19 protein-coding genes and 1 tRNA gene are annotated in these 20469 nt (G+C 51.4%); 15 read left to right on the top strand and 5 right to left on the bottom strand.

Annotation, left to right across the window (positions count from 1 at the left end):
- Positions 1–280 precede the first annotated feature (280 nt).
- Genes BW972_RS11230 through BW972_RS11220 form a run of 3 tightly spaced genes read left to right on the top strand, consistent with a single transcriptional unit; the run spans position 281 to position 3906 of the window.
- Complete coding sequence (locus tag BW972_RS11230; RefSeq protein ID WP_083674152.1) at positions 281–1987, top strand: ArnT family glycosyltransferase; 1707 nt, start codon at positions 281–283, stop codon at positions 1985–1987.
- Positions 1988–1999: 12 nt separating this feature from the next.
- The gene (locus BW972_RS11225) at positions 2000–2974 is read left to right on the top strand and encodes a glycosyltransferase family 2 protein (protein ID WP_040574836.1); all 975 of its coding nucleotides are present in this window, start codon (positions 2000–2002) and stop codon (positions 2972–2974) included.
- Positions 2974–3906 carry a lysylphosphatidylglycerol synthase transmembrane domain-containing protein gene (locus BW972_RS11220; RefSeq protein ID WP_076422198.1) on the top strand — a complete coding sequence of 311 codons (933 nt, stop codon included), beginning with the start codon at positions 2974–2976 and terminating at the stop codon, positions 3904–3906. Before BW972_RS11225 ends, BW972_RS11220 begins: the two co-directional genes overlap by 1 nt.
- 48 nt (positions 3907–3954) lie before the next feature.
- On the opposite strand, the gene BW972_RS11215 is transcribed toward BW972_RS11220, so the two are convergent.
- Both BW972_RS11215 and BW972_RS11210 read right to left on the bottom strand, forming a co-directional pair.
- Positions 3955–4036, bottom strand: a tRNA-Leu gene (locus BW972_RS11215).
- Positions 4037–4160: 124 nt separating this feature from the next.
- Positions 4161–4868, bottom strand: coding sequence for a phosphatase PAP2 family protein (locus BW972_RS11210; RefSeq protein WP_076422197.1), 708 nt, complete (start codon positions 4866–4868; stop codon positions 4161–4163).
- A gap of 92 nt (positions 4869–4960) precedes the next feature.
- Between BW972_RS11210 and thpR the strand changes: the two genes are divergently transcribed.
- Together thpR and BW972_RS11200 are read left to right on the top strand one after the other, a co-directional pair.
- Positions 4961–5533 carry an RNA 2',3'-cyclic phosphodiesterase gene (gene thpR, locus BW972_RS11205; protein ID WP_076422196.1) on the top strand — a complete coding sequence of 191 codons (573 nt, stop codon included), beginning with the start codon at positions 4961–4963 and terminating at the stop codon, positions 5531–5533.
- 32 nt (positions 5534–5565) lie between these two features.
- Positions 5566–6057, top strand: coding sequence for a CinA family protein (locus BW972_RS11200; protein WP_007660293.1), 492 nt, complete (start codon positions 5566–5568; stop codon positions 6055–6057).
- Positions 6058–6134: 77 nt separating this feature from the next.
- Here BW972_RS11200 and BW972_RS11195 read toward each other — a convergent pair whose 3' ends face one another.
- The gene (locus BW972_RS11195; protein ID WP_007660292.1) at positions 6135–6446 is read right to left on the bottom strand and encodes a GIY-YIG nuclease family protein; all 312 of its coding nucleotides are present in this window, start codon (positions 6444–6446) and stop codon (positions 6135–6137) included.
- A gap of 94 nt (positions 6447–6540) precedes the next feature.
- On the opposite strand from BW972_RS11195, the gene BW972_RS11190 reads away from it, so the two are divergent.
- From BW972_RS11190 to BW972_RS11145, 10 genes are all read left to right on the top strand, one after another.
- Positions 6541–7185, top strand: a complete 645-nt coding sequence (locus BW972_RS11190) for a class I SAM-dependent methyltransferase (protein ID WP_234986357.1) — start codon at positions 6541–6543, stop codon at positions 7183–7185.
- A gap of 58 nt (positions 7186–7243) precedes the next feature.
- Complete coding sequence (locus BW972_RS11185) at positions 7244–9079, top strand: M61 family metallopeptidase (protein WP_076422194.1); 1836 nt, start codon at positions 7244–7246, stop codon at positions 9077–9079.
- Positions 9080–9081: 2 nt separating this feature from the next.
- Entirely contained in the window at positions 9082–9576 is a 495-nt protein-coding gene (locus tag BW972_RS11180) for a hypothetical protein (protein WP_076422193.1), read from the top strand.
- A gap of 173 nt (positions 9577–9749) precedes the next feature.
- Positions 9750–10400, top strand: a complete 651-nt coding sequence (locus BW972_RS11175) for a porin family protein (protein WP_234986356.1) — start codon at positions 9750–9752, stop codon at positions 10398–10400.
- 159 nt (positions 10401–10559) lie between these two features.
- Entirely contained in the window at positions 10560–11576 is a 1017-nt protein-coding gene (locus BW972_RS11170) for an MBL fold metallo-hydrolase (RefSeq protein WP_076422453.1), read from the top strand.
- Positions 11577–11628: 52 nt separating this feature from the next.
- On the top strand, positions 11629–13116 hold the full coding sequence (locus BW972_RS11165; RefSeq protein WP_076422192.1) for a sodium:solute symporter: 1488 nt from the start codon (positions 11629–11631) through the stop codon (positions 13114–13116).
- A gap of 652 nt (positions 13117–13768) precedes the next feature.
- Entirely contained in the window at positions 13769–15589 is a 1821-nt protein-coding gene (locus tag BW972_RS11160; RefSeq protein ID WP_076422191.1) for an ABC transporter ATP-binding protein, read from the top strand.
- A gap of 399 nt (positions 15590–15988) precedes the next feature.
- The gene (locus BW972_RS11155; RefSeq protein ID WP_007657386.1) at positions 15989–16513 is read left to right on the top strand and encodes a hypothetical protein; all 525 of its coding nucleotides are present in this window, start codon (positions 15989–15991) and stop codon (positions 16511–16513) included.
- A gap of 99 nt (positions 16514–16612) precedes the next feature.
- On the top strand, positions 16613–17494 hold the full coding sequence (locus tag BW972_RS11150; protein ID WP_076422190.1) for a DUF2911 domain-containing protein: 882 nt from the start codon (positions 16613–16615) through the stop codon (positions 17492–17494).
- 80 nt (positions 17495–17574) lie between these two features.
- A complete protein-coding gene (locus tag BW972_RS11145) occupies positions 17575–18492 on the top strand; it encodes a class I SAM-dependent methyltransferase (RefSeq protein WP_007657388.1) in 918 nt (305 codons plus the stop codon).
- A 72-nt stretch (positions 18493–18564) separates the two neighbouring features.
- On the opposite strand, the gene BW972_RS11140 is transcribed toward BW972_RS11145, so the two are convergent.
- Entirely contained in the window at positions 18565–20268 is a 1704-nt protein-coding gene (locus BW972_RS11140; protein WP_076422189.1) for a sodium:solute symporter family protein, read from the bottom strand.
- A complete protein-coding gene (locus BW972_RS19960; protein ID WP_192811680.1) occupies positions 20265–20408 on the bottom strand; it encodes a hypothetical protein in 144 nt (47 codons plus the stop codon). The genes BW972_RS11140 and BW972_RS19960 overlap by 4 nt, the downstream gene beginning before the upstream one ends.
- Positions 20409–20469 lie beyond the last annotated feature (61 nt).

Below are 20469 nucleotides of genomic sequence, written 5' to 3'. Positions count from 1 at the left end.
GTCTTAATCTTTACATAGGGCCGTTACCCCAAGGATTTACAGGATTCTATAATTTTCAGGATTCATCTTCTGAATAATCAATATTGTAAATCCTTGTATCCTGTAAATCCTGGTTCAGACAAAAATTTGGTGCACGATTCGGAATGAAAATCTGAAAGGTGGCTGTTAGGGGCTGATCATGGATAAAGCTGGTACTAATCTTCGAAGGTCAAAACCAAATCTATTTCATTTTCAAACAGTATAATATCAAGACACAATTTGATTTTTGAATACGATATAAATGGGATACCAGGCTACAAGCGTAACCTCTACTCCGACTACGGCATCGGCCCTAAGCGTACCCTATAGTGCCCTTTACTTACTGCTCCTTTTATTTTACATCCCTGCGCTGTTCGTGCCGCTTATGGACAATGACTCTGCCCATCATGCCAACATTGCGCTCAAGATGTACCTCGACGGAAATTATACGCACCTGATAGACCAGGGAAAACCCTACCTGGACAAGCCCCATCTGTTATTCTGGACCTCAGCACTTTCGTACCATATCTTTGGCGTAAACGCTTTTGCCTACAAGTTTCCCTCTTTCCTGTTCACCATACTGGGCACCTATGCGACCTACCGGCTGGGCTGGCTGCTTTACAATAAAGAAGTTGGCAAACTGGCGGGCCTGATCCTCGCCACTGCCTTTGCTTATGTGCTATCTACAAACGATGTCAGGATGGATGCTATGCTAACGGGCTCAGCAACCTTTGCGATCTGGCAACTGTGTGCTTACATAGCGCACAAAAAGATCCTTCACCTTGTGCTGGCAGCATTGGGACTGGCTATGGGCTTTGCTACCAAAGGTTGGGTAGGAGCCGTCGTGCCAGCCGTCGCCATTTTGCTGCACCTGCTTTACCAGCGCAACTGGCGCATGCTTTTTCATGGCAGGTGGCTACTCCTAATACTCCTGTTTTTCGTCTTTATTTCTCCGGTGCTCAATGCCTACTATGTGCAGTTTGATCTGCACCCTGCCCTGGAAGTGCGCGGCAAGACAAATGTATCTGGGGCGAGATTTATTCTCTGGGATCAGAATTTTGAGCGGATGCAGGGAGAGAGTTTTTCGACCAGGAAAAGAGACGTCACCTTCTTTCTGCACACTTTCCTATGGGCCTTCCTTCCCTGGAGTCTGCTAGGTGTCTATGCTATGATTGCCCGGGCCAGGATTTTTATAGCCACCAGGTTCCACTACCAGCATGCGCTAGAACTCATAACATGGGGGGCACCGGTATTCTTTATTGCGCTCTTCTCATTGTCTAAGTTCAAGCTGCCGCATTACCTCAATATTCTGTTCCCGCTTATCGCGCTGCTGCTCGCCAGCCACCTACACAGTACTCGGAACTCACCCAGACAAACTAAAATCTACTGGTATACGCAGCTGTTTGTACTCACTGGCATGGCATTGCTTGGCCTGATCCTCAACCTCTGGGTCTTTCCTTTTCAATCGATGTGGGTAATGTTGCTGGCAGGCCTGCTGCTGCTCGTGTGGCTCGGCACCCTATTCCTGAACCTGGAGAAAAGCAAAAGAACCATCTACTGGTCTGTTACAGGAGCTGTTTTCTTCTTTTTCATGCACCATACCAACTTTTACCCGCAGTTGCTCAACTACCAGGCGGGCACCACACTGGCCAAACTCTCAACAGAGAAAAACATCACCCCTGACCAGGTGTTTATCTACCAGATGGACAGGAGCTTTTCATACGACTTCAACACGGCTTACCTGCACGAAACCATTACGCTGGACCGTATCAAAACCTTGAGTCAGGTAAATAAGAACCTCTGGATTGTAACTGACGAAGAAGGCCTGGACAGACTTCAGAAAAGCGGGATTCCGTTTCAGCAACAGTTCCAGGCACAGGACTACCATGTTTCCAAAGTAAAGTGGAAGTTCCTCCACCCTGACACGAGGCAGGAGGCGCTTTCCTATATGTATCTCATTCAATTATAAATCCCTGGCACCATGAAAGAGCTATCAGTCGTTATCCCTGTCTTGAATGAGCGCGAGAACATCAAACCGCTGCTGGAATCGATCCGGCATGCACTGCACGGCATCGATTACGAGGCCATTTTTGTAGATGATGGTTCGCGGGATGGCACTCCCGGGGAAATAAGGAAATGGGCAGACCAAAACACCCGTCTGGTCGAGCTGCGCAAAAACTATGGGCAGTCCACCGCCATCACCGCAGGTATAGATCATACCACAGGAAACTACATTGCCTTACTCGATGGTGATCTTCAAAACGACCCTTCTGACATCCCCTGCATGCTCCAAAAAATGCAGGAAGAAGATTGGGACGTCGTAGCCGGCAACCGAAAAAACAGGCAGGACGATGTGCTGCTGCGCAAAATTCCCTCAAAAATAGCCAACAACCTGATACGCCGCATGACGGGGGTACACATCAAAGACTACGGCTGTACCCTAAAAGTATTTAAGCGGGAAATAGCGCAGGAACTTGACATCTATGGCGAACTGCACCGTTTTATACCTGTATTGGCCAAAATGCAGGGCGCCAACATTGCACAGGTGGATGTGAAGCACCATCCCCGAAAATTTGGCCGGTCAAAATACGGTATAGGCCGCACCATCAACGTCATGGCTGATCTGGTCACCATGGTTTTCTTTCGCAAATACATACAGCGCCCCATGCACCTTTTTGGCACGATGGGTTTTATTTCCTTAGGCCTGGGTTTGCTCGTGAACTTCTACCTGCTGATTCTGAAGCTGCTGGGGCAGGATATCTGGGGAAAGCCCCTGCTTATTTTGGGGCTGATGCTTGTCCTGGGAGGTATACAGCTTATCACGATCGGTATTCTGGCAGAAATATGCGTTCGCATTTACTTTAAGAGCAACAACAGCAAAACCTATCACGTCAGGCGGATTTTTGATCCTTCAAAAGAGCCCTTGCAGGTGGTGGCAGAGAAGCTGGCAAGCTGATGAGAAAGCGGGCGATATGGCATACCATCAAGACTCCCCTCAAAATACTTGTAACAGGTATATTGCTATACCTTGTTTTCAGGAAAATAGACATCGGCCAGGTGCAGGAGCTATACCGACAAAGCAACCTGCTTTACTTCTTGCTGGCCCTGCTGGCCTTGGTTGGCTCCCAGGTGGTTTCATCCTCGCGGCTCCGTGTTTTTTTTAAAGCAAAGGGGCTTGCTCTTCCTTTTCTGTATAACCTCAAACTGTACTTCCTGGGTATGTTTTACAACCTTTTCCTGCCGGCAGGAATTGGCGGAGACGCCTACAAGATTTACCTGCTCCGGGTGAGGTTTCAAAAACCAGCCAGAAAGCTACTGAGTGCTATTTTCCTGGATCGACTAAGCGGGTTCTGGGCAATGACAGGTATAGCCACCCTGCTTTTCACGCAGATAGCCGAGATCAAACTACCTGCTCTTATACCTGTTTCCTTGTATATGATCGGTTCTGTGGTATACTTTGTATTACTCAGGCGATTTTTTGACATCAGTTCCCGGGTAGCTGTTACAAGTCACACAAAAGCGTTGGTGGTGCAATTGCTGCAAGTTCTGTGCATTGTACTGATTCTTTTGGCGTTGAACACAGAGCAGCCTTTTACAGCCTACTTGTTTACGTTTCTGGTTTCTTCGCTGGTATCCCTGTTTCCTTTTACGGTCGGAGGCTTGGGTGCCCGGGAATACGTTTTTGTGCAGGCTGCCAACCTGCTCCCAATGGAAAAGTACACTGCCCTGACCATCAGCTTATCGTTTTATCTGCTCTCAGTCACGGTGGCACTAACGGGTCTTTACATCGCCTTCCGATCCAAAGAATTTGCGCTCACGCCTGAAGAAAGTGAGGAGATAAAGAAGGAGGAGCCAATGGCTCACACACAAGCGCCACGAAAGGTATAAAAACAAAAAAGCCGGCTTTGCAGCCGGCTTTTTTACATTTTGGATTAGTGCGCACGGGGAGAGTCGAACTCCCACGCCCGAAGGCACAGGCTTCTGAGACCTGCACGTCTACCAATTCCGCCACGTGCGCGCTTGGTAGTAATCAAAATGTGTTTCCCAAAACCCTTTAACCCTTGTTGATTGGGATTGCAAAGGTATAACAGAAATTATTATCTGCAATAGCCCACCCGAAAAAAAATTGCTTTCACTAAAAATCAATCTTCCTCCACCACCGGGGCGATCTCTTTGCGGGTATACTTTTCGATACGACGCAGCAGCCCGATACCGATGATAACCCACAGAATGCCAGCGGCAAAACCCGCCACTACATCGGTTGCATAGTGCACGCGCAGGTAGATGCGGCTGAATCCGATGAGTAAAATGAAAATCACGAGCAGGGCCACTAAAAAATTTCGGAGCGGCTTGGATTCCACGTGCTGCCAGGTCAGGTAGATGATCAGGCTGTAGAATGAGGCGGCAATCATGGAGTGTCCGCTCGGAAAGCTCAGGCCCGAGGCATCTACCAGCGGCATGTCAGGGCGTTGTCTGTCGAAAAAGAACTTGAGCACCAGGTTGAGCGAGATACTGCCCAGCGCCACCACCGGCACTTTGAGCGAATACCACCTGTGCCGCCGCACAAACAGAAAGTAGGCGATGAGCAGCAGGGCCGCCGCCGTCATGAAGTGGCGGGAGGCAAAGAAGGTAATGAACTCGATAAACCGCGTAAAACCGGTGCTTTGCATGTCTGCAGCCACGGCAAAAGCGGCTTCGTCGAACTTGATCGGACCGGCTGCGGAGGCGACCTCGGCACTGACATATAAAAACACCAGTACACAGGCCAGAAAAACGGCTATCACAAAGATCAGTTCGAGGGTGAACAAGGCAAAGCCTGCTGCCAGCTTCCTATAATAGTGTCGTATCATGAATATCCAGGGTTCTTGGTTTTAGCATAGGTTTAGTATACGCCTGCCGACTAATTACGTATGCGAAGCCATACAGGATAGACCCGCAGCACATGAGCCAGACCACCAGACTATTCATTGCAGCACCACTGCCCGAGGAGTTAAAGAAGTATTTTAGCGAACAGGCAGGCAGGTATAAGCACGAAGCCATCCGCCAGGTTCCGATCGACAACCTGCACCTGACGCTCTACTTTATCGGGAACGTGCCCGCCAGTCAGTTAGACACTATTCAGGATGTCACCGCACACATGGCGCAGCAGTTTGCCCCTTTTACGTTGCAACTGGAAGCGATAGAGCCCGGACCCAAACCCCGATCCCCACGCCTGATCTGGGCCCGGTTTAAAAGCCATGACGTCTTTGCCCAACTGAGCCGCAGCCTCACACAGGCGCTTTCTGCAGAACCACCCCTTAGCCGGGAACCCAAGCCGCATGTCACGCTGGCCCGTTTCCGTAAAGACCGTCCGGTGCCCCACAACCTGGAGCCCTTCCACCCGCATTACCCTGTCACGCTGGAGGTGAACGAGATCGCGGTCTGGCATTCGGAGTTAGGTTCGCCGCATCCCCGCTACAGCATCCTGCAACGCTACCCGCTGACAGGTAACCCCGCGGAGGACAAAACAGTATGAGAAGCACCCTTATCTGAATACGACTATACCTTATGAATCAAACGGAGCTTACCGAACTGACCATGATGCTGAAAGACAATGGGCTGACCATTGCCTTTGCAGAGAGCTGCACGGCTGGCATGCTATCTTCTGAACTGGTAAAAGCCAAAGGCAGCAGCGATGTGCTGATCGGCAGCCTGGTGGTTTACAATGTGGAAGCCAAGAAAAAACTGCTGGGCGTAAAACAGGATACCCTGGACCTCTACACCGCCGAGTCGCAGCAGGTAACAAATGAGATGGTGATGGGATTGAAGAAGGCGCTCGATGCCGATATCAGCGTCGCTACCACGGGACTTGCCGGCGAGGGAGGCTCTGAAACTTCTGAGAAGCCGGTGGGCACTATTTTCGTGTCTTTTCTATATGATGGCAAGGCAGAGGAGTTCAGGGAAGTCTTCAAAGGCAACAGCCAGAGCCTGCTCAAACAATTCACAGAGTATGTGCTCGAGAAACTCAAAGGGATTGTAGAGGAGCATTATGATCGGTGAAATTCTGACTGTGCATTATGATTGTTCATTTTTGTCATTTCGAACGCCAGTGAGAAATCTGGAGCGAAAACAGCATGTTAATCCTCCCAATCCTTAACTTCGTCATTCAATGGTTTCCATTCAGGATTGAAGTCTCTTATTAGCTCATCCTTTTTCTTCCTGCTCCACTTTTTCAATTGTTTTTCGCGTTCTATGGCGTGCTGTACGTAAGTAAAACGCTCATAGTAAACGAGATTAAAGCAATAGTATCGACCAGCGAAGGAAGTAGGGACGCCCGCATTTAAGACATGTTCATCCATCCTGCGAGTCAATTCATTTGTTACTCCAATGTAGAGTGTGGTCTTCTTTGGATTAGAGGTTATGTAAACGAAATAGTTATGACCAGACATAACATCAATAAAGGTTTTTGCCATTCAACCGGTAAAAGAAAATAATAGTTTGAAACGCTCCAGATTTCTCCCTTTGGTCGAAATGACAAAAAATGTGAGCAACACCAATTTCAACAGCATCGCCCCAGTTTATGACGGCCTTTCGCGTCTGGTGTTTGGTAATGCGTTGCGGCGGGCACAGGTAGAACACCTGTCGGTTATACCTGCAAAAGCGAACGTGCTGCTGATCGGAGGAGGCTCGGGTTGGTTGTTGGAGCAGCTGCTCAAGTATAGACCGCTGACGGAAGTCACTTACCTGGAGGCCTCGGAGAAAATGCTGGCGATGACCCGGAGGCGCATCGGGCAGAGAATCCCGTCTGCTCTTCCTGACATCACCTTCCGGCTTGGCACAGAAGACAGCCTACAGCATGGCGAAACCTTTGACGTCATCCTCACCCCTTTCCTGCTCGACCTCTTTCCGTATAAGCGGCTGGCATACCTGATGGACCGGCTGTGCGCTGCGCTACGCCCGCAGGGGCTCTGGCTGTTCAGTGATTTCTGGCCTACGCAGGTACCGGCTCCGGCCTGGCAGCGGATTTTACTAAGAAGCATGTACACCTTCTTCGGAAAAGTGAGTCAGGTGAGCGCTACCCGCCTGCCTGATTTTGAACACCATTTCGCCAGGCTACCCCTGGAGGAGTTACAGGCAGCTTCATTTTACGGCGGACTGGTGCAGGCCAAGGTCTATCGCAAGGTATAGCGGCTTTGCGCAACAGCTATAAAATCCCTACTTTTATTTTCGAACCAAACACTCCCTTATGTCCACGAGACTTTTTGGCGCCCTGTGTGCTGCCCTGTCGCTGACGCTCACGCCGCTGCTGGCACAGGAGCAGCAAGTGCGCTACCACCTCTCCTTCCCGAACGCCGTGCACCACGAGGCACAGATCAGCGTGACGTTTACAGGTATAAAAAGCGATACACTGCAGGTGCTCATGCCGCGCAGTTCGCCGGGCCGCTACGCCTTGCATGAGTTTGCCAAAAACGTGTACAGCGTCAAAGCCACCGACAGCAAAGGGCAGGAACTACGTGTCAGCCGCTTTAGTCCGCATGAGTGGCATGTGAGCGGACACCAGGGAGAAGTCACGCTGAGCTATACATTGTTTGGCGACCACGCCGACGGCACCTATACCGGCATCGACGAGACACATGCACACCTGAATATGCCCGCTACGCTCACGTATGCCCGCGGCTTTGAGCAGGCACCCGCCCGTGTAATTTTCCGCATGCCGCAGGGCAGCAACTGGAAAGTGGCCACGCAGCTGCAGCCTCTGAACGACTCGACATTCCAGGCGCCGAACTTTCAGTACCTGATGGACAGCCCGACTGAGCTGAGCGACTTTGCTTTTGCGGAGTGGCAGGTACAGGACGGTGCCAAAAGCAAGACTATACAGGTGGCCATGCACCACCAGGGCACGCAGGCGGCGTTTGATAGCTATGTGGCCAGCACCAAAAAGATTGTGGCCGAGCAGCAGGCCGTTTTCGGTAAGCTGCCCGACTTCGACTTTGACCGCTATACCTTCATTGCCTGCTACGGGCCACAGGCGGTGGGCGATGGCATGGAACACCGCAACTCCACCATCCTGACCAGCTCAAGGCCATTACTCACCTCTATGAATCCACTGCTCAACACAGTGTCACATGAGTTTTTCCATGCCTGGAATGTGGAGCGCCTGCGCCCTGCCAGTCTGGAGCCATTTGATTTTCAGGAAGCCAACATGTCGGAGGCGCTCTGGCTGGCCGAGGGCTTTACGACCTACTACGGCGACCTAACCATGCGCCGCACCGGCATCTTCGACCTGAAAAAGTACAGCAGCGACCTGGCCGGAGACCTGAACTACGTGCTGCTCTCACCAGGCCGCCACTACCACAGTCTGGTGGAGATGAGCCTGCAGGCTCCTTTCGTGGATGCCGCCCGCTCCGTGGATCCGCACAACCGTCACAACACCTTCATCTCCTATTATACCTATGGCAGTGTGCTGGGCCTGGGACTGGATCTCACCCTGCGCCGCGACTTCAACACCACCCTGGATGCTTACATGCAGGCGCTCTGGCAGAAATACGGTCAACCGGAGAAGCCCTATACCTTGCACGATCTGGAGCAGACGCTGGCCGAAGTGACTAAAGACACTGCCTGGGCCGCTGATTTTTTCAGAAGACAGGTATACGGCAGTGAATTGCCGGACTACGCCGCGCTACTAGCCGAGGCCGGTTTACAGGTTCGGAAAGACAACCCGGGCAAAGCAGGCCTTGGCATGGCCAATTTTGCCTACAGCAAGCAAGGCGCTAAACTCATGAACGGCACCTATGTGACCTCTCCGCTTTATAAAGCCGGCCTCGACCGTGGGGATGTCATCCTGACAATCGATGGCAGGAAGGTAACCAGCGAAAAGGAAATGGAGAAGATCATGAAGAGGCTCAAGCCAACCCACAGCGTGCCCCTTACCTACCAACGCCACGGCACCGTCCGGAAGGCCACCCTGATCATGGAAGAAATCCCAACCCTGGAGGTTGTACCATTTGAGGCGGCTGGCAAAGAGCTGACGCCGGCCATGCAGCAATTCAGACAGGCTTGGCTGGGAGCCAAGACAAAGTAACTATGCAAGGTATAAACCCAAAAGTAATCCTGCTGTATAGTCTGATCGTGCTGCTGACTTCTTACGCCTTCGTTGCGCTGGGCTACATCTACGATATGCCGTTGGCCGAGCTATACCTGGAAACGGACAACTTAGGAGCCTTTGAGGAAAGCGCCTCTAGGTATGGCGTGAACAATGCCCGCATCGACAGATTTAAGCTGGTGCTACAGGGTGCGCCTTATGCCGGGGCACTGTTTGGTGTGATACTCTCATTTATCGCCATCAGGCGCAAGAAACTGGGTTTGCAACATGCAGGACTTGTGTTGGTCATCGCCATTGTATTCGCGCTCCTGGGTTTGTTAGACAACGGGATGATAAAGGGCATCCTTTTCGCTCCCGGCAGACTGGTTTCTGATTCCGTTGCAACGACCTATACCTTGAACTACCTGTTATTGCTGGGTTCCAGCTTCTGGTTGGCCTTTACGGGCAGGCTTATACCTGTGAAAGACAAGAAATAAGTTTCCGGATAAAAGCACTTGGGCAGGCAATCACGTTTCCTGGTGCCGGCTCTACGCAACAGGTATAGCCACTGACAACAAAAGACTTGCGGCCTCGTTTGGAAATAGACACCTGTTTGTTTCAGAAGCATTTGTGCCTTAACTTAGTACCACATTCAACAGCGAGTTTTCACGTGAAAATATTTTTAAGCACCATACTGACCTGCAGCCTGCTTTTTGCAGGTAGCGTCCTGGCACAGACAGGCCAGAAAGCCAGTCTGGAAGCTGCCCCGGCCCCTGCCCTGCAGGAAAGGCCAGCCCCGGCTTCTGAAGAGGAGCGGCCGACGAAATTTGAGATGCCGGCAAAACGCCTCAGCTATAGTCTGGCCGCTGGCGCCAGCTTTGGCAGTGGTTTTGGCGCCACCTACCTGGAGCCAACGGTTCGTTATCAGCTTAACCCGCGTCTGCGTGTGTTCAGCAGCCTGACCTATATGTCGGTGATGCCGGGCCAGTACAGCGTACCTACTTCAGACGGAGGCACAACGCTGATGCGCACCAGTCCGAGCAACCACTACATTGCCCATGTGGGTGCTGACTACCTGGTAAATGACCGCCTTATTTTGAGTGGCAGCGTGTGGAAGGACTTCTCGAATGTTCCGGCCCAGAATCCGGCTTACATGAACTTTATGACACCAGGCCGTCAGGGCATGGATTTCCGGGCAACCTATAAAATTACGGAGCACTTTTCGGTGACAGGTGGCATGCGCTACTCCAATGGTGCTTCCCCCTTCTATGGGCCTTTCCAGCATCCGGTATCTGTAGGCCGAGGCGGTAGCTTTTGGTAACAGCTCCCTGCATCGCATAAAAAATTAAAAGCGCCTTTTCTGAACAGGGAAGGCGTTTTTTTATGCCTGCTGCCGTATTTTAATTAATTTTCCGCACACGTTTCAACTTTCGGGTGCGTTATCGTGTTTATAATCCCTGAAAACAAGCTTATTCAGATTTTGAGGCAGAAGAACGAAACAGTAAGACATCTGAAAAACGACAAACTGGATGTGGTGAAGCCAGATTTCCGCGGCAACAAGACCATTAACGGACAGTTTGTAAACGGCAGCGAGCTCTATACCCCTAAATTGAGCAAAGTGCTGCGCTGGAAAACTACCCGCAATCCACAGCGGGAGGAGAAAAAAGCCGACAATTATATCCCTCCCATAGTTTACGGAACCGACTTTATCGACTCCACAGAAGACATGGTGGTCTGGCTGGGGCATGCTACTTTCCTGATCCGGGTAAACGGGCTGACCATGATCACAGACCCCGTGTTCTACGACCTGCCCATGATAAAGCGCCGCATTGGGCTGCCCTGTGCGCCGGAGCAACTGACAGGTATAGACCTGGTGCTTTTCTCGCACGGCCACCGCGACCACCTCGACGAGCGGTCCATCAAAACCCTGTACCGTCAAAACCCTGACCTGAAGGCGCTGTTGCCGCTTCGGGCCGGTGATTTGCTGCGCAGTGCTGAGCCGCATATGCCTTATCAGGAAGCAGGCTGGTATCAGAAGTTCGACCTTACCCCGGAAGGGATAGAGATCTACTTTCTACCGGCTTCACACTGGCATCGCCGCGGTATGTTTGACATGAACAAGGTATTGTGGGGAAGCTTTCTAATCAAAACCGCGACCATGCAGCTCTACTTTGCAGGCGACACGGGCTACAACGGGCACTTTGAGGAAATCGAGGCGCTTTTTGGTCCGATGGATGTGTGCCTGATGCCGGTGGGTGCCTATCGTCCGAGTTTCCTGATGCAGAAGAGTCACCTGAACCCGCATGAAGCGGTTCGCGCCTATAATGTACTGCGAGGGGGTACGTTCATCCCGATGCACTACGGCACCTTCGACCTGTCGGACGAGCCGGCCGGTGAACCGGTGCGGCTGCTGAAGCAGATAGCTACTTCGGGCATAATGCAGGGCCTGCGTATACCTGCCATCGGGGAGCCGGTGCTGCTGCGCGAGCTGCTATAGCCCGAAAATCGGCTGGCTGTGCTATATTTGCAGCCTCACGACGGCAACCCACATGTCTGCAACGCTTATCCTCAGCCTGATCATCGGCTATTTCGGCATCCTGATCCTGATCTCTTTCCTGACGGGCAAGAGCACTGATTCCGACACCTTTTTTCTGGCCAACCGCAAATCGCCCTGGTATGTTGTGGCTTTCGGGATGATCGGCGCGACGCTCTCAGGCGTAACTTTTGTCTCGGTGCCGGGCATGGTGCGCGACCTGCAGTTCACCTACATGCAACTCGTCTTGGGCTACCTGGCAGGCTATGTGGTCATCGCTACGGTGCTATTGCCGCTCTACTACCGCCTCAACCTGGTTTCCATCTATACCTACCTGGACCAACGCTTTGGCTTCTGGTCCTATAAAACCGGGGCAGGCTTCTTTCTCCTTTCGCGCACCTTGGGGGCTGCCATACGCCTCTTTCTGGTGGCCAGCGTGCTGCAACTGGCAGTGTTTGATGAGATGGGCATTCCTTTCGCGGTGACGGTGGGTATTACGATTCTGCTGATCTGGGCCTATACCTTTAGGGGTGGCATGAAGACCATCATCTGGACTGACACTTTCCAGACCACGGCCATGTTACTGGCGGTTGGGGTAAGCATCTGGGTGGTTTCGGATGAACTGAACCTGGGCTTTCAGGGGATGGTCGACACGATATCAGCCAGTGAGTACGGCAATGTGTTTAACTGGGAGTACAAGGAGAACACCTATTTTCTGAAGCAATTCTTCTCAGGCGCTTTTATCACAATCGTGATGACGGGACTCGACCAGGATATGATGCAGAAGAACCTGAGCTGCAAAAATATCGGCGAGGCGCAAAAGAACATGTTCTGGTTCAGCGTGATATTGGTAGTCGTGAATGTCATGTTCCTTTCGCTGGGTGCGCTGCTATACCTGTACGCCTCCGCTAAAGGTATAGACCTCCCTGCACGTGGCGACGATGTATTCCCTTTCCTGGCACTAAACCACTTCCCGGCTGTGGTAGGCATCGCTTTTATTCTGGGCATCATCGCCATCGCCTACGCCTCCGCCGACTCCGCCCTCACCTCGCTCACCACCTCTTTTTGCGTGGACTTCCTCAACTTTAAAGAGCGCAACGAACACGAGCGGGTGCGTTTGCGCTACATCGTGCACATTGGCTTTTCGGTTGTGATGATGCTTGTGATCTTAGCAGTAAATGAAATTAACAGCCAAAGCCTGATCTCGACGCTACTGCAAGTGGCGGGCTATACCTACGGGCCGCTGCTGGGGCTCTATACCTTCGGCCTCTACACCCGCCGCCAGGTCCGCGACCGCTTCGTGCCGGCCATCTGCCTGGTTGCTCCCATGCTCACCTACCTCATCAGCGCCAACTCCGCCGAGTGGTTCAACGGCTATACCTTCGGTTTTGAAGTATTGATATTGAACGGGTTTTTGACGTTTGTGGGTCTATGGGCAATATCGTTTGAATCAGGATTTTCAGGATTTAAAAGCCTCCCTACCCCCATGGATTTACAGGATTGATAATGTCTGAGTGAACGATCAACCTGCCCCTCTCTTTGCAGAGGGGCCTACCTTCAGAGTGGAATCTCAGCCCGAGAGTGATTTTTTTGTGCACGATTGTCATCCCCCTGCCCCCTTCAAAGGGGGACTTTTCTATATCTGTCAATTCCCAGTTATAAGTTTTGTAATTACCATTACGTACCACTGGCACGCATTAGAAGACTAACTCGCACGGTGGCTATGACACAAGCAGCAGTGCCATGTGCGCGTTGCGACGCTCCACTGTTTGAGCGTTCAGCGAGTTTGGAGCGTCTTGATTTTTTTGCCTACTTTTTTCATCAAGGAAAAAAGTGAGTGCCCGCCGCATAGGCGAAGCTATGAAACAAGTCAGGCTGCTATACCTACAGCCACTGCTATGCCAATAGAAAACTTACTCCATACACATCCACAAGTTGCACTACCACTATACTCACAGGATGATATGCCCAGAATTAGATTAATGATAACTGTCATAACGCAAATAGAGCCGCTATATCCCATACTTTACTTACCTTTGTAAGATTTTTCGGGTATGTGGCATTTTTAGCACGCATCAGCTGTTATACCTGCACATTCCCGGGCCGGCGCAGTCATACCTGTGGTTGGCACATATTATTAAGTATAGATTTCATTAATGGCAAAACGCGGAATCGGGCTAAACGACGGCACGCAGGAGAAAGAAGGCAGAAAGAAGATCAGCAAAGATAGCTTTCGTCGCGGCATCAGGATCTTTAGCTACGTACTACCCTACAAGTTTAAATTCCTGGTCGGTCTGGGCTTCCTGGTGCTCTCCAGCCTGACTTTCATGATCTTCCCGCTGCTTACCGGCAAGCTGGTTGACTCCTCCACCGGCAACGCCGACTGGTTCCTCGAAGACATCGACATGATTGCCCTTGGCCTGTTCGCCGTGATTCTGGCGCAGGGCATTTTCTCTTTTTTCCGGGTATACTTTTTTGCGCAGGTAAGCGAAAACGCCGTGGCCGACATCCGTCGAGACCTCTACAGCAAGTTCATGATGCTGCCGATCCCGTTTTATGAAAAAAGACGCGTAGGCGAAATCACCAGCCGCATCACCACGGACGTGGCGCAGGTACAGGATGCTATGTCCATCACGCTGGCCGAGCTTTTCCGCCAGATCACGACGCTGTTGGTAGGTATCATCATCATCCTTTGGACATCGATTAAGCTGTCCATGTTCATGCTCGCGACCTTCCCGGTGCTGGTGGCACTCACGCTGGTTTTCGGACGCAAGATCAAGAGTCTCTCCAAGAAAACACAGGACGAACTGGCCAATACGAACGTCATCGTGGAGGAAACCCTGCAGGCGATCAACACCGTGAAGGCTTATACAAACGAAAACTTTGAGATTGGTCGTTACCAACATTCGCTTGGCAAAGCTGTAAAGGCTGCCCTTTCGGCGGCAAACTATCGGGGTGCTTTTATCTCCTTTGTGATCGTGGGTCTGTTTGGCGGTATCATCCTCGTGATCTGGTATGGTGCCACCCTGGTGCAGAACGGCGACCTGACCATTGGCGAGTTGATCTCCTTTATCATTTATACCGTGTTTATCGGCGCCTCCGTGGGTGGTCTGGGTGAACTTTACGGTAAGATCCAGTCGGCCCTGGGTGCAACGGAGCGCATACAGGAAATACTGGCTGAGACTGAAGAGCCAACCGATAAGAGCCTGCGTCCGCTGAGCGAGATCAGGCGCGTACGTGGCGATATCAGCTACAACCAGGTGGCCTTCTCTTACCCTACCCGACCGGACATTCAGGTGCTCCGCGACATCAGCTTCAGCATCAACTCCGGTGAGAAGATCGCGCTGGTGGGCCCGAGTGGTGCCGGCAAGTCTACTATTGTACAGCTCTTGCTTCGACTATATGACGTGAGCCAGGGCAGCATCACTGTCGATGGACAGGACATCCGCCGGATGAGCCTGACAGAGCTTCGCGCCAATGTGGGCATCGTGCCGCAGGAAGTGCTGCTCTTCGGTGGCTCTATCCGTGAGAACATTGCCTATGGCCGTCCGGAGGCTACCGAAGAAGAAATCATAGCAGCAGCCCGCAAAGCCAATGCATACGACTTTATCTCGTCTTTCCCGGAAGGACTTGATACGCTGGTAGGCGAGCGCGGCATCAAACTTTCTGGCGGTCAGCGTCAGCGAGTGGCCATTGCCCGTGCTATCCTGAAAAACCCGGCTATCCTCGTGCTCGACGAAGCGACCAGTTCCCTCGACTCAGAGTCAGAGCATTTGGTGCAGCAGGCCATGGATGAGTTGATGAAGAACCGTACGACCATCGTGATCGCGCACCGCCTGGCTACTATCCGCAAAGTGGACAAGATTCTGGTAATTGATGGTGGGGAAATTGTAGAGGAAGGCTCGCACGAAGTACTGTCGCTTAATGACAATGGTATCTATGCGAATTTGCTCAGGCTGCAGTTTGAAATGAGTTAAGATTTGAATCTATCAGGTATAGGAGCCCTGTTGGTGTAGAACTGACAGGGCTCTTTTATTTCAATCTTCTGTAAAGGCAGGGCCGCGACCCAATGTTGTCAACTTAAGAAACGCTATACCGAACCTGTCATCTCGACAGTATGGAGAGATCTGGATTAAATTAGAGCAATGGCATCATTTCAGATTTCTCACTAGCGTTCGAAATGACAGAAAAAAGCTTAAGTTGATGGCATTGGGTCGCGACCTATCCATACAAAGCATTTAACATTCAAACATTGTCAATCCTGAACATCTTCAAATCCTGTAAATCCTGATTCATACATTCATATATCCTAATTAATCACTAATTTGCGAAGTGTAAATTATCTATACCTGCATTAGTCGCCCCTAAACCTTTTTATGCACTTAACCAGCGCTTTCACCCGAGGCTTTCTCTTCTGCTTCTTACTGCTGATCAGTCTAACAGCTTCGGCTCAGAACTTCCGTGACACTTTCAGGGCGCGCAATGCAGTGTATGCTGAACTGGGGGGTAACGGCGACCTGCTGTCCGCTAATTTTGACCGCATCGTGTACCAGAAGTCCATGTTGAAGGCAGCTTTCAGGATAGGCATAGCCAGCAATACCTTCTTCTCTGCAGAGGAACCAGGCTTTTATCCGGTTGTGCCGGTAGAAGCCCTGGGCATGATCGGGCGTTTTCAGAAGCACTTTGAATTCGGGCTGGGCTATACCCGCCGCTTCACCAACGAGCCTGACCTGCTGCGCAATATGTACTTCAGCCGCATCGGTTTTCGGTATCAGAACCCAACCGGAGGACTTGTGGTGCGGGTTGGCTTTACACCCTTTCTTTCCACAGAAAGTAACACCAAGTCGCCAGGACCTGCTTTCATTCCCCGCTTTGGCTTCAGTGTAGGGCGAAGTTTTTAACAAAACACCAAAACTTATTCTGAAAGATACGGTTAAGGGGAATAATCAGCATTTTTCACTATTTTCGAGTCGCAAACCTTCATATTCAAATATAAAACCATGAAAAAGATTTTATTCAGCATGCTGCTGTCTGCTGCGCTTGTTGGCGGTACAGCCGTAACCGTTCAGGCCCAACAACAAGGCATTGCCATGCCGGCCGCTAGCCCGATGGCCACTGTGACTCAGAAAGTTGGTCTTTCGGATATTAAAGTAGAATACTCCCGCCCTTCTATGAAAGGCCGTTCTATTTATGGAGGCGACGTGGTGCCTTACGGTAAACTGTGGCGCACGGGTGCTAATGCTGCTACTAAAATTACGTTCGGCGAAGATGTGACCATCCAGGGCAACAAGATTCCGGCTGGTGAGTACGCACTTTATACCATTCCAAATCAGAACGAGTGGACAATCATCATCCACAAAAACACCAAACACTGGGGTGATGGCGGACAGGCTTACAAGCAGGAGGAAGATCAGGCACGCTTTACTATAAAGCCACAGACGAACCCAAGAACAATTGAGACCTTCACAATCAACTTTGCTAACCTGAAAGCGAACAGCGCTGATCTGGAGATTCTGTGGGACAAAACGATTGCTAGATTCACCATCGAAACCGACGTGGACAGCAAGGTAATGGCCCAGATCCAGGAGCGTGTTGTAAACGGTAAAGAAGTACCGGTTGGTTTGTACGCGCAAGCTGCCAGCTACTACTATGATAATGACAAAGACCTGAAACAGGCGCTGGAGTGGATGAAAAAAGCCAATGCCAACGACCCGAAGTTCTGGCACCTGCACACGCAGGCCAAAATCCAGGCAAAGATGAAAGACTATAAGGGCGCAGTGAAAACAGCTGAGCAGTCAATGGCACTGGCCCAGAAGGAAAACAATGCCGACTATGTGCGTATGAATGAAAAAGCCATAGCCGAGTGGAAGAAAATGAAGTAAGCGCCTAGCTGCCTACTCACTACCGAAAGCCTCTGCTCTGGCAGGGGCTTTCCTTTTTATTACCTGTTAAATTATACCTGTTGGAAGAGAAAAAACATTCAGAAGATCACTTAGGCCCGGCCCGTGAGTACTGGTGGAACGACGACTACTTGGAGCTGCTGGCCCATCGTCTGCACCTGGACTATACCGGCTCGCTGGTGGATATCGGTTGTGGAAAAGGCATGATGGGCTTTATGTTCTCGCGGCACATGCCACCGGGCGCCAAGGTATACGGCGTCGATTTTGAGCCGGAGTACATTGAGGAGGCCAAGCAGAAAGCCCAGAGCATCTACCTGCACAACGACATCTCTTACGACTTCCGGGTGGGCAACGCCTCCAATATTCCCCTACCTGATAACCTGGCTGACATTACCCTCTGCCAAACCTTGCTGATCCATGTGAAGGATCCGAGGCAGGTGATCGACGAGATGATCCGGATTACGAAGCCGGGCGGCTGGGTGCTGGCGCTGGAGCCCAACAACCTCGTGCCTAACCTGATGTTCGACCGCTACGGCGAAACGGATTTTGACGTGGAAAGCACCCTCGAAGTGCTGGAGATAAAGCTGCGCATTGAGAAAGGCAAAAAGCGACTCGGTGAGGGCTTCAACTCACTCGGCGACGTTATACCTGACCTATACCTGAAGGCAGGTCTCGAGAACATCAAAGTATGGATCTCCGACAAAGCCCTCTCGATCATCCCGCCTTACGACACGCAGGAGAAAATGCTGCGCGTAGAGCAGATGCTGCAATGGATCGACTCCGACTCCATGGGCTACGACTACCAGGATAACCTGAATTACTTCATGGCGGGTGGTGGCGATAAAGACAAGTTTGACGCCTACTGGCAGCGGCTGCTTTACAACAAGATTGCGCTTAAGCAACGGCTGCTGAACGAAGAGTATGTTTCGGCAGGCGGTAGTCTGGTTTATATTGTGGCGGGGCAGAAGCCGCGATATTAGTCCAATGGCGCGAGCTGAGGATCCCATACTTAATTCGGGTCGTCTTCGCTCGCGCTATTAGCAACTCAACTGCTAAGCATACAACCTCTCATCTTTCTGCCCTATGAAAAACTGAAGGATCGCTCCGAATACCACTACTGCTACACAGCCGATCACGTTGAACCACAGGAAGGCAATGTCAGTGTAGAAGTGGCAGTACAGCACTACTGCTTCAGCTAGCAGCGCGGCAATAAACACGGCGTGTCCTTTGATGTACTTCACATAGAAGGCCACCAGGAAGATGCCCAGTATAGTGCCATAGAAGATGGAGCCGATGATGTTGACAGCCTGTATCAGGTTGTCGAGCAGGGAGGCATAGGTCGCGAAAATAATCGCCAACGTACCCCAGGCTGCGGTGAAAACACGGGATGCCCGCAGGTAGTGGAAATTATCTTTCTCCTTTTTGACAGATCGTTTGTAGATATCCACTACCGTTGTGGAGGCCAGCGCATTGAGTTCCGATGCCGTGGATGACATGGCCGCTGAAAAGATCACAGCCAACAGCAAGCCTACCAGACCGGCCGGCAGGTATTTCATCACAAAGGAAATGAACACGTAGTCTGTGTCTTTGGTCTCGGCATCAGGCGTAGCCTTGGCAATAAGTGCTTTTGCATCATTACGCACCGCTTTGGAGGCATCGGTTATACCTTGCACCTCAGCCTGGGCAGCGGCAATGGCCGTCTCGTCATCAGTTCGCAGGGCGGCAACCAGACCGTGCACTGCTTCCTGCTTTTGGTTGAACAGCGTGGTGTGTTGTTCTTCAAGCACCTCCATTTCCGGGGCAAACTCGGTGGCGTATACCTTGTCTTTAGCGGCTTCGTTGAAGAAAAGCGGTGGCTGGTTGAACTGGTAGAATACAAACACCATTACGCCGATAAACAGGATGATAAACTGCATCGGGATTTTGAGCAAACCGTTGAACAGCAAACCCAACCGACTCTCCCCTACCGATTTGCCACCCAGATAACGAGCCACCTGGCTCTGGTCGGTACCGAAGTAGGAAAGGGCTAGAAACAGTCCGCCCGTCATCCCTGACCAGAAGTTGTAGCGGTCGTTCCAGTCGAAGGAGAAATCCACCACATTCATTTTGCCCATCTTACCGGCTACAGCCACGGCATCGCCGAAGGACACGCTCTCGGGCAGGTAGCGCACCACCATAAAACCTGCCACCAGCATGCCGCCCATCATCACGGCCATCTGCTGTTTCTGTGTCACGCTCACCGCCTTGGTGCCGCCCGACACAGTATAGATGATCACCAGTATGCCGATCAGCAGATTGGTTGCCGTCAGGTTCCAGCCCAGGATAGTGGACAAAATGATCGCCGGCGCATAGATAGTGATGCCGGCCGCCAGTCCGCGCTGCACCAGAAAGAGCAGGGCAGCCAAAGAGCGGGTTTTCAGATCGAAGCGGCTCTCGAGGTACTCGTAGGCAGTGTATACCTTGAGCCGGTAAAAAATCGGGATGACCGTGATCGAAATGATGACCATCGCGATCGGGAGTCCGAAGTAAAACTGCACGAAGCGCATACCATCCTCATAGGCCTGGCCAGGCGTGGAAAGGAAAGTAATAGCACTGGCTTGGGTCGCCATGATAGACAAACCGATGGTCCACCATTTCATGCTGTTGTCGCCTTTGAGGTAGCCTTCAATATCCTTGCTTCCGCGGGTTTTCCAGACGCCGTAGCTCACAATAAAGCCCAGCGTACCGAGCAGTACAATCCAGTCAAGCAGCCTCATGAATAGATGCGGGTGATGATGTAAAACAGGGTGATCAGAAAAGCGAGATTGCCCAGCACCAGCCAGTACATACTTTTCCAACTCTCAAAAAAAGGCGGCTTGTCGAGCTCCTCGTTAGGCTTACTATCGGTTTCTTTCATGGTTTTCTTTAGACAGTAGTCATTGTAGCAAAAAGTACAGGACTACTCACTGGGTATCTTG

It is taken from the genome of Pontibacter lucknowensis (assembly GCF_900156415.1).
In the GTDB taxonomy this organism is placed as follows: Bacteria; Bacteroidota; Bacteroidia; order Cytophagales; family Hymenobacteraceae; genus Pontibacter; species Pontibacter lucknowensis.
The sequence above is the reverse complement of the archived record's forward strand: the minus strand, read 5'-3'. Positions and strand labels throughout refer to the sequence as shown.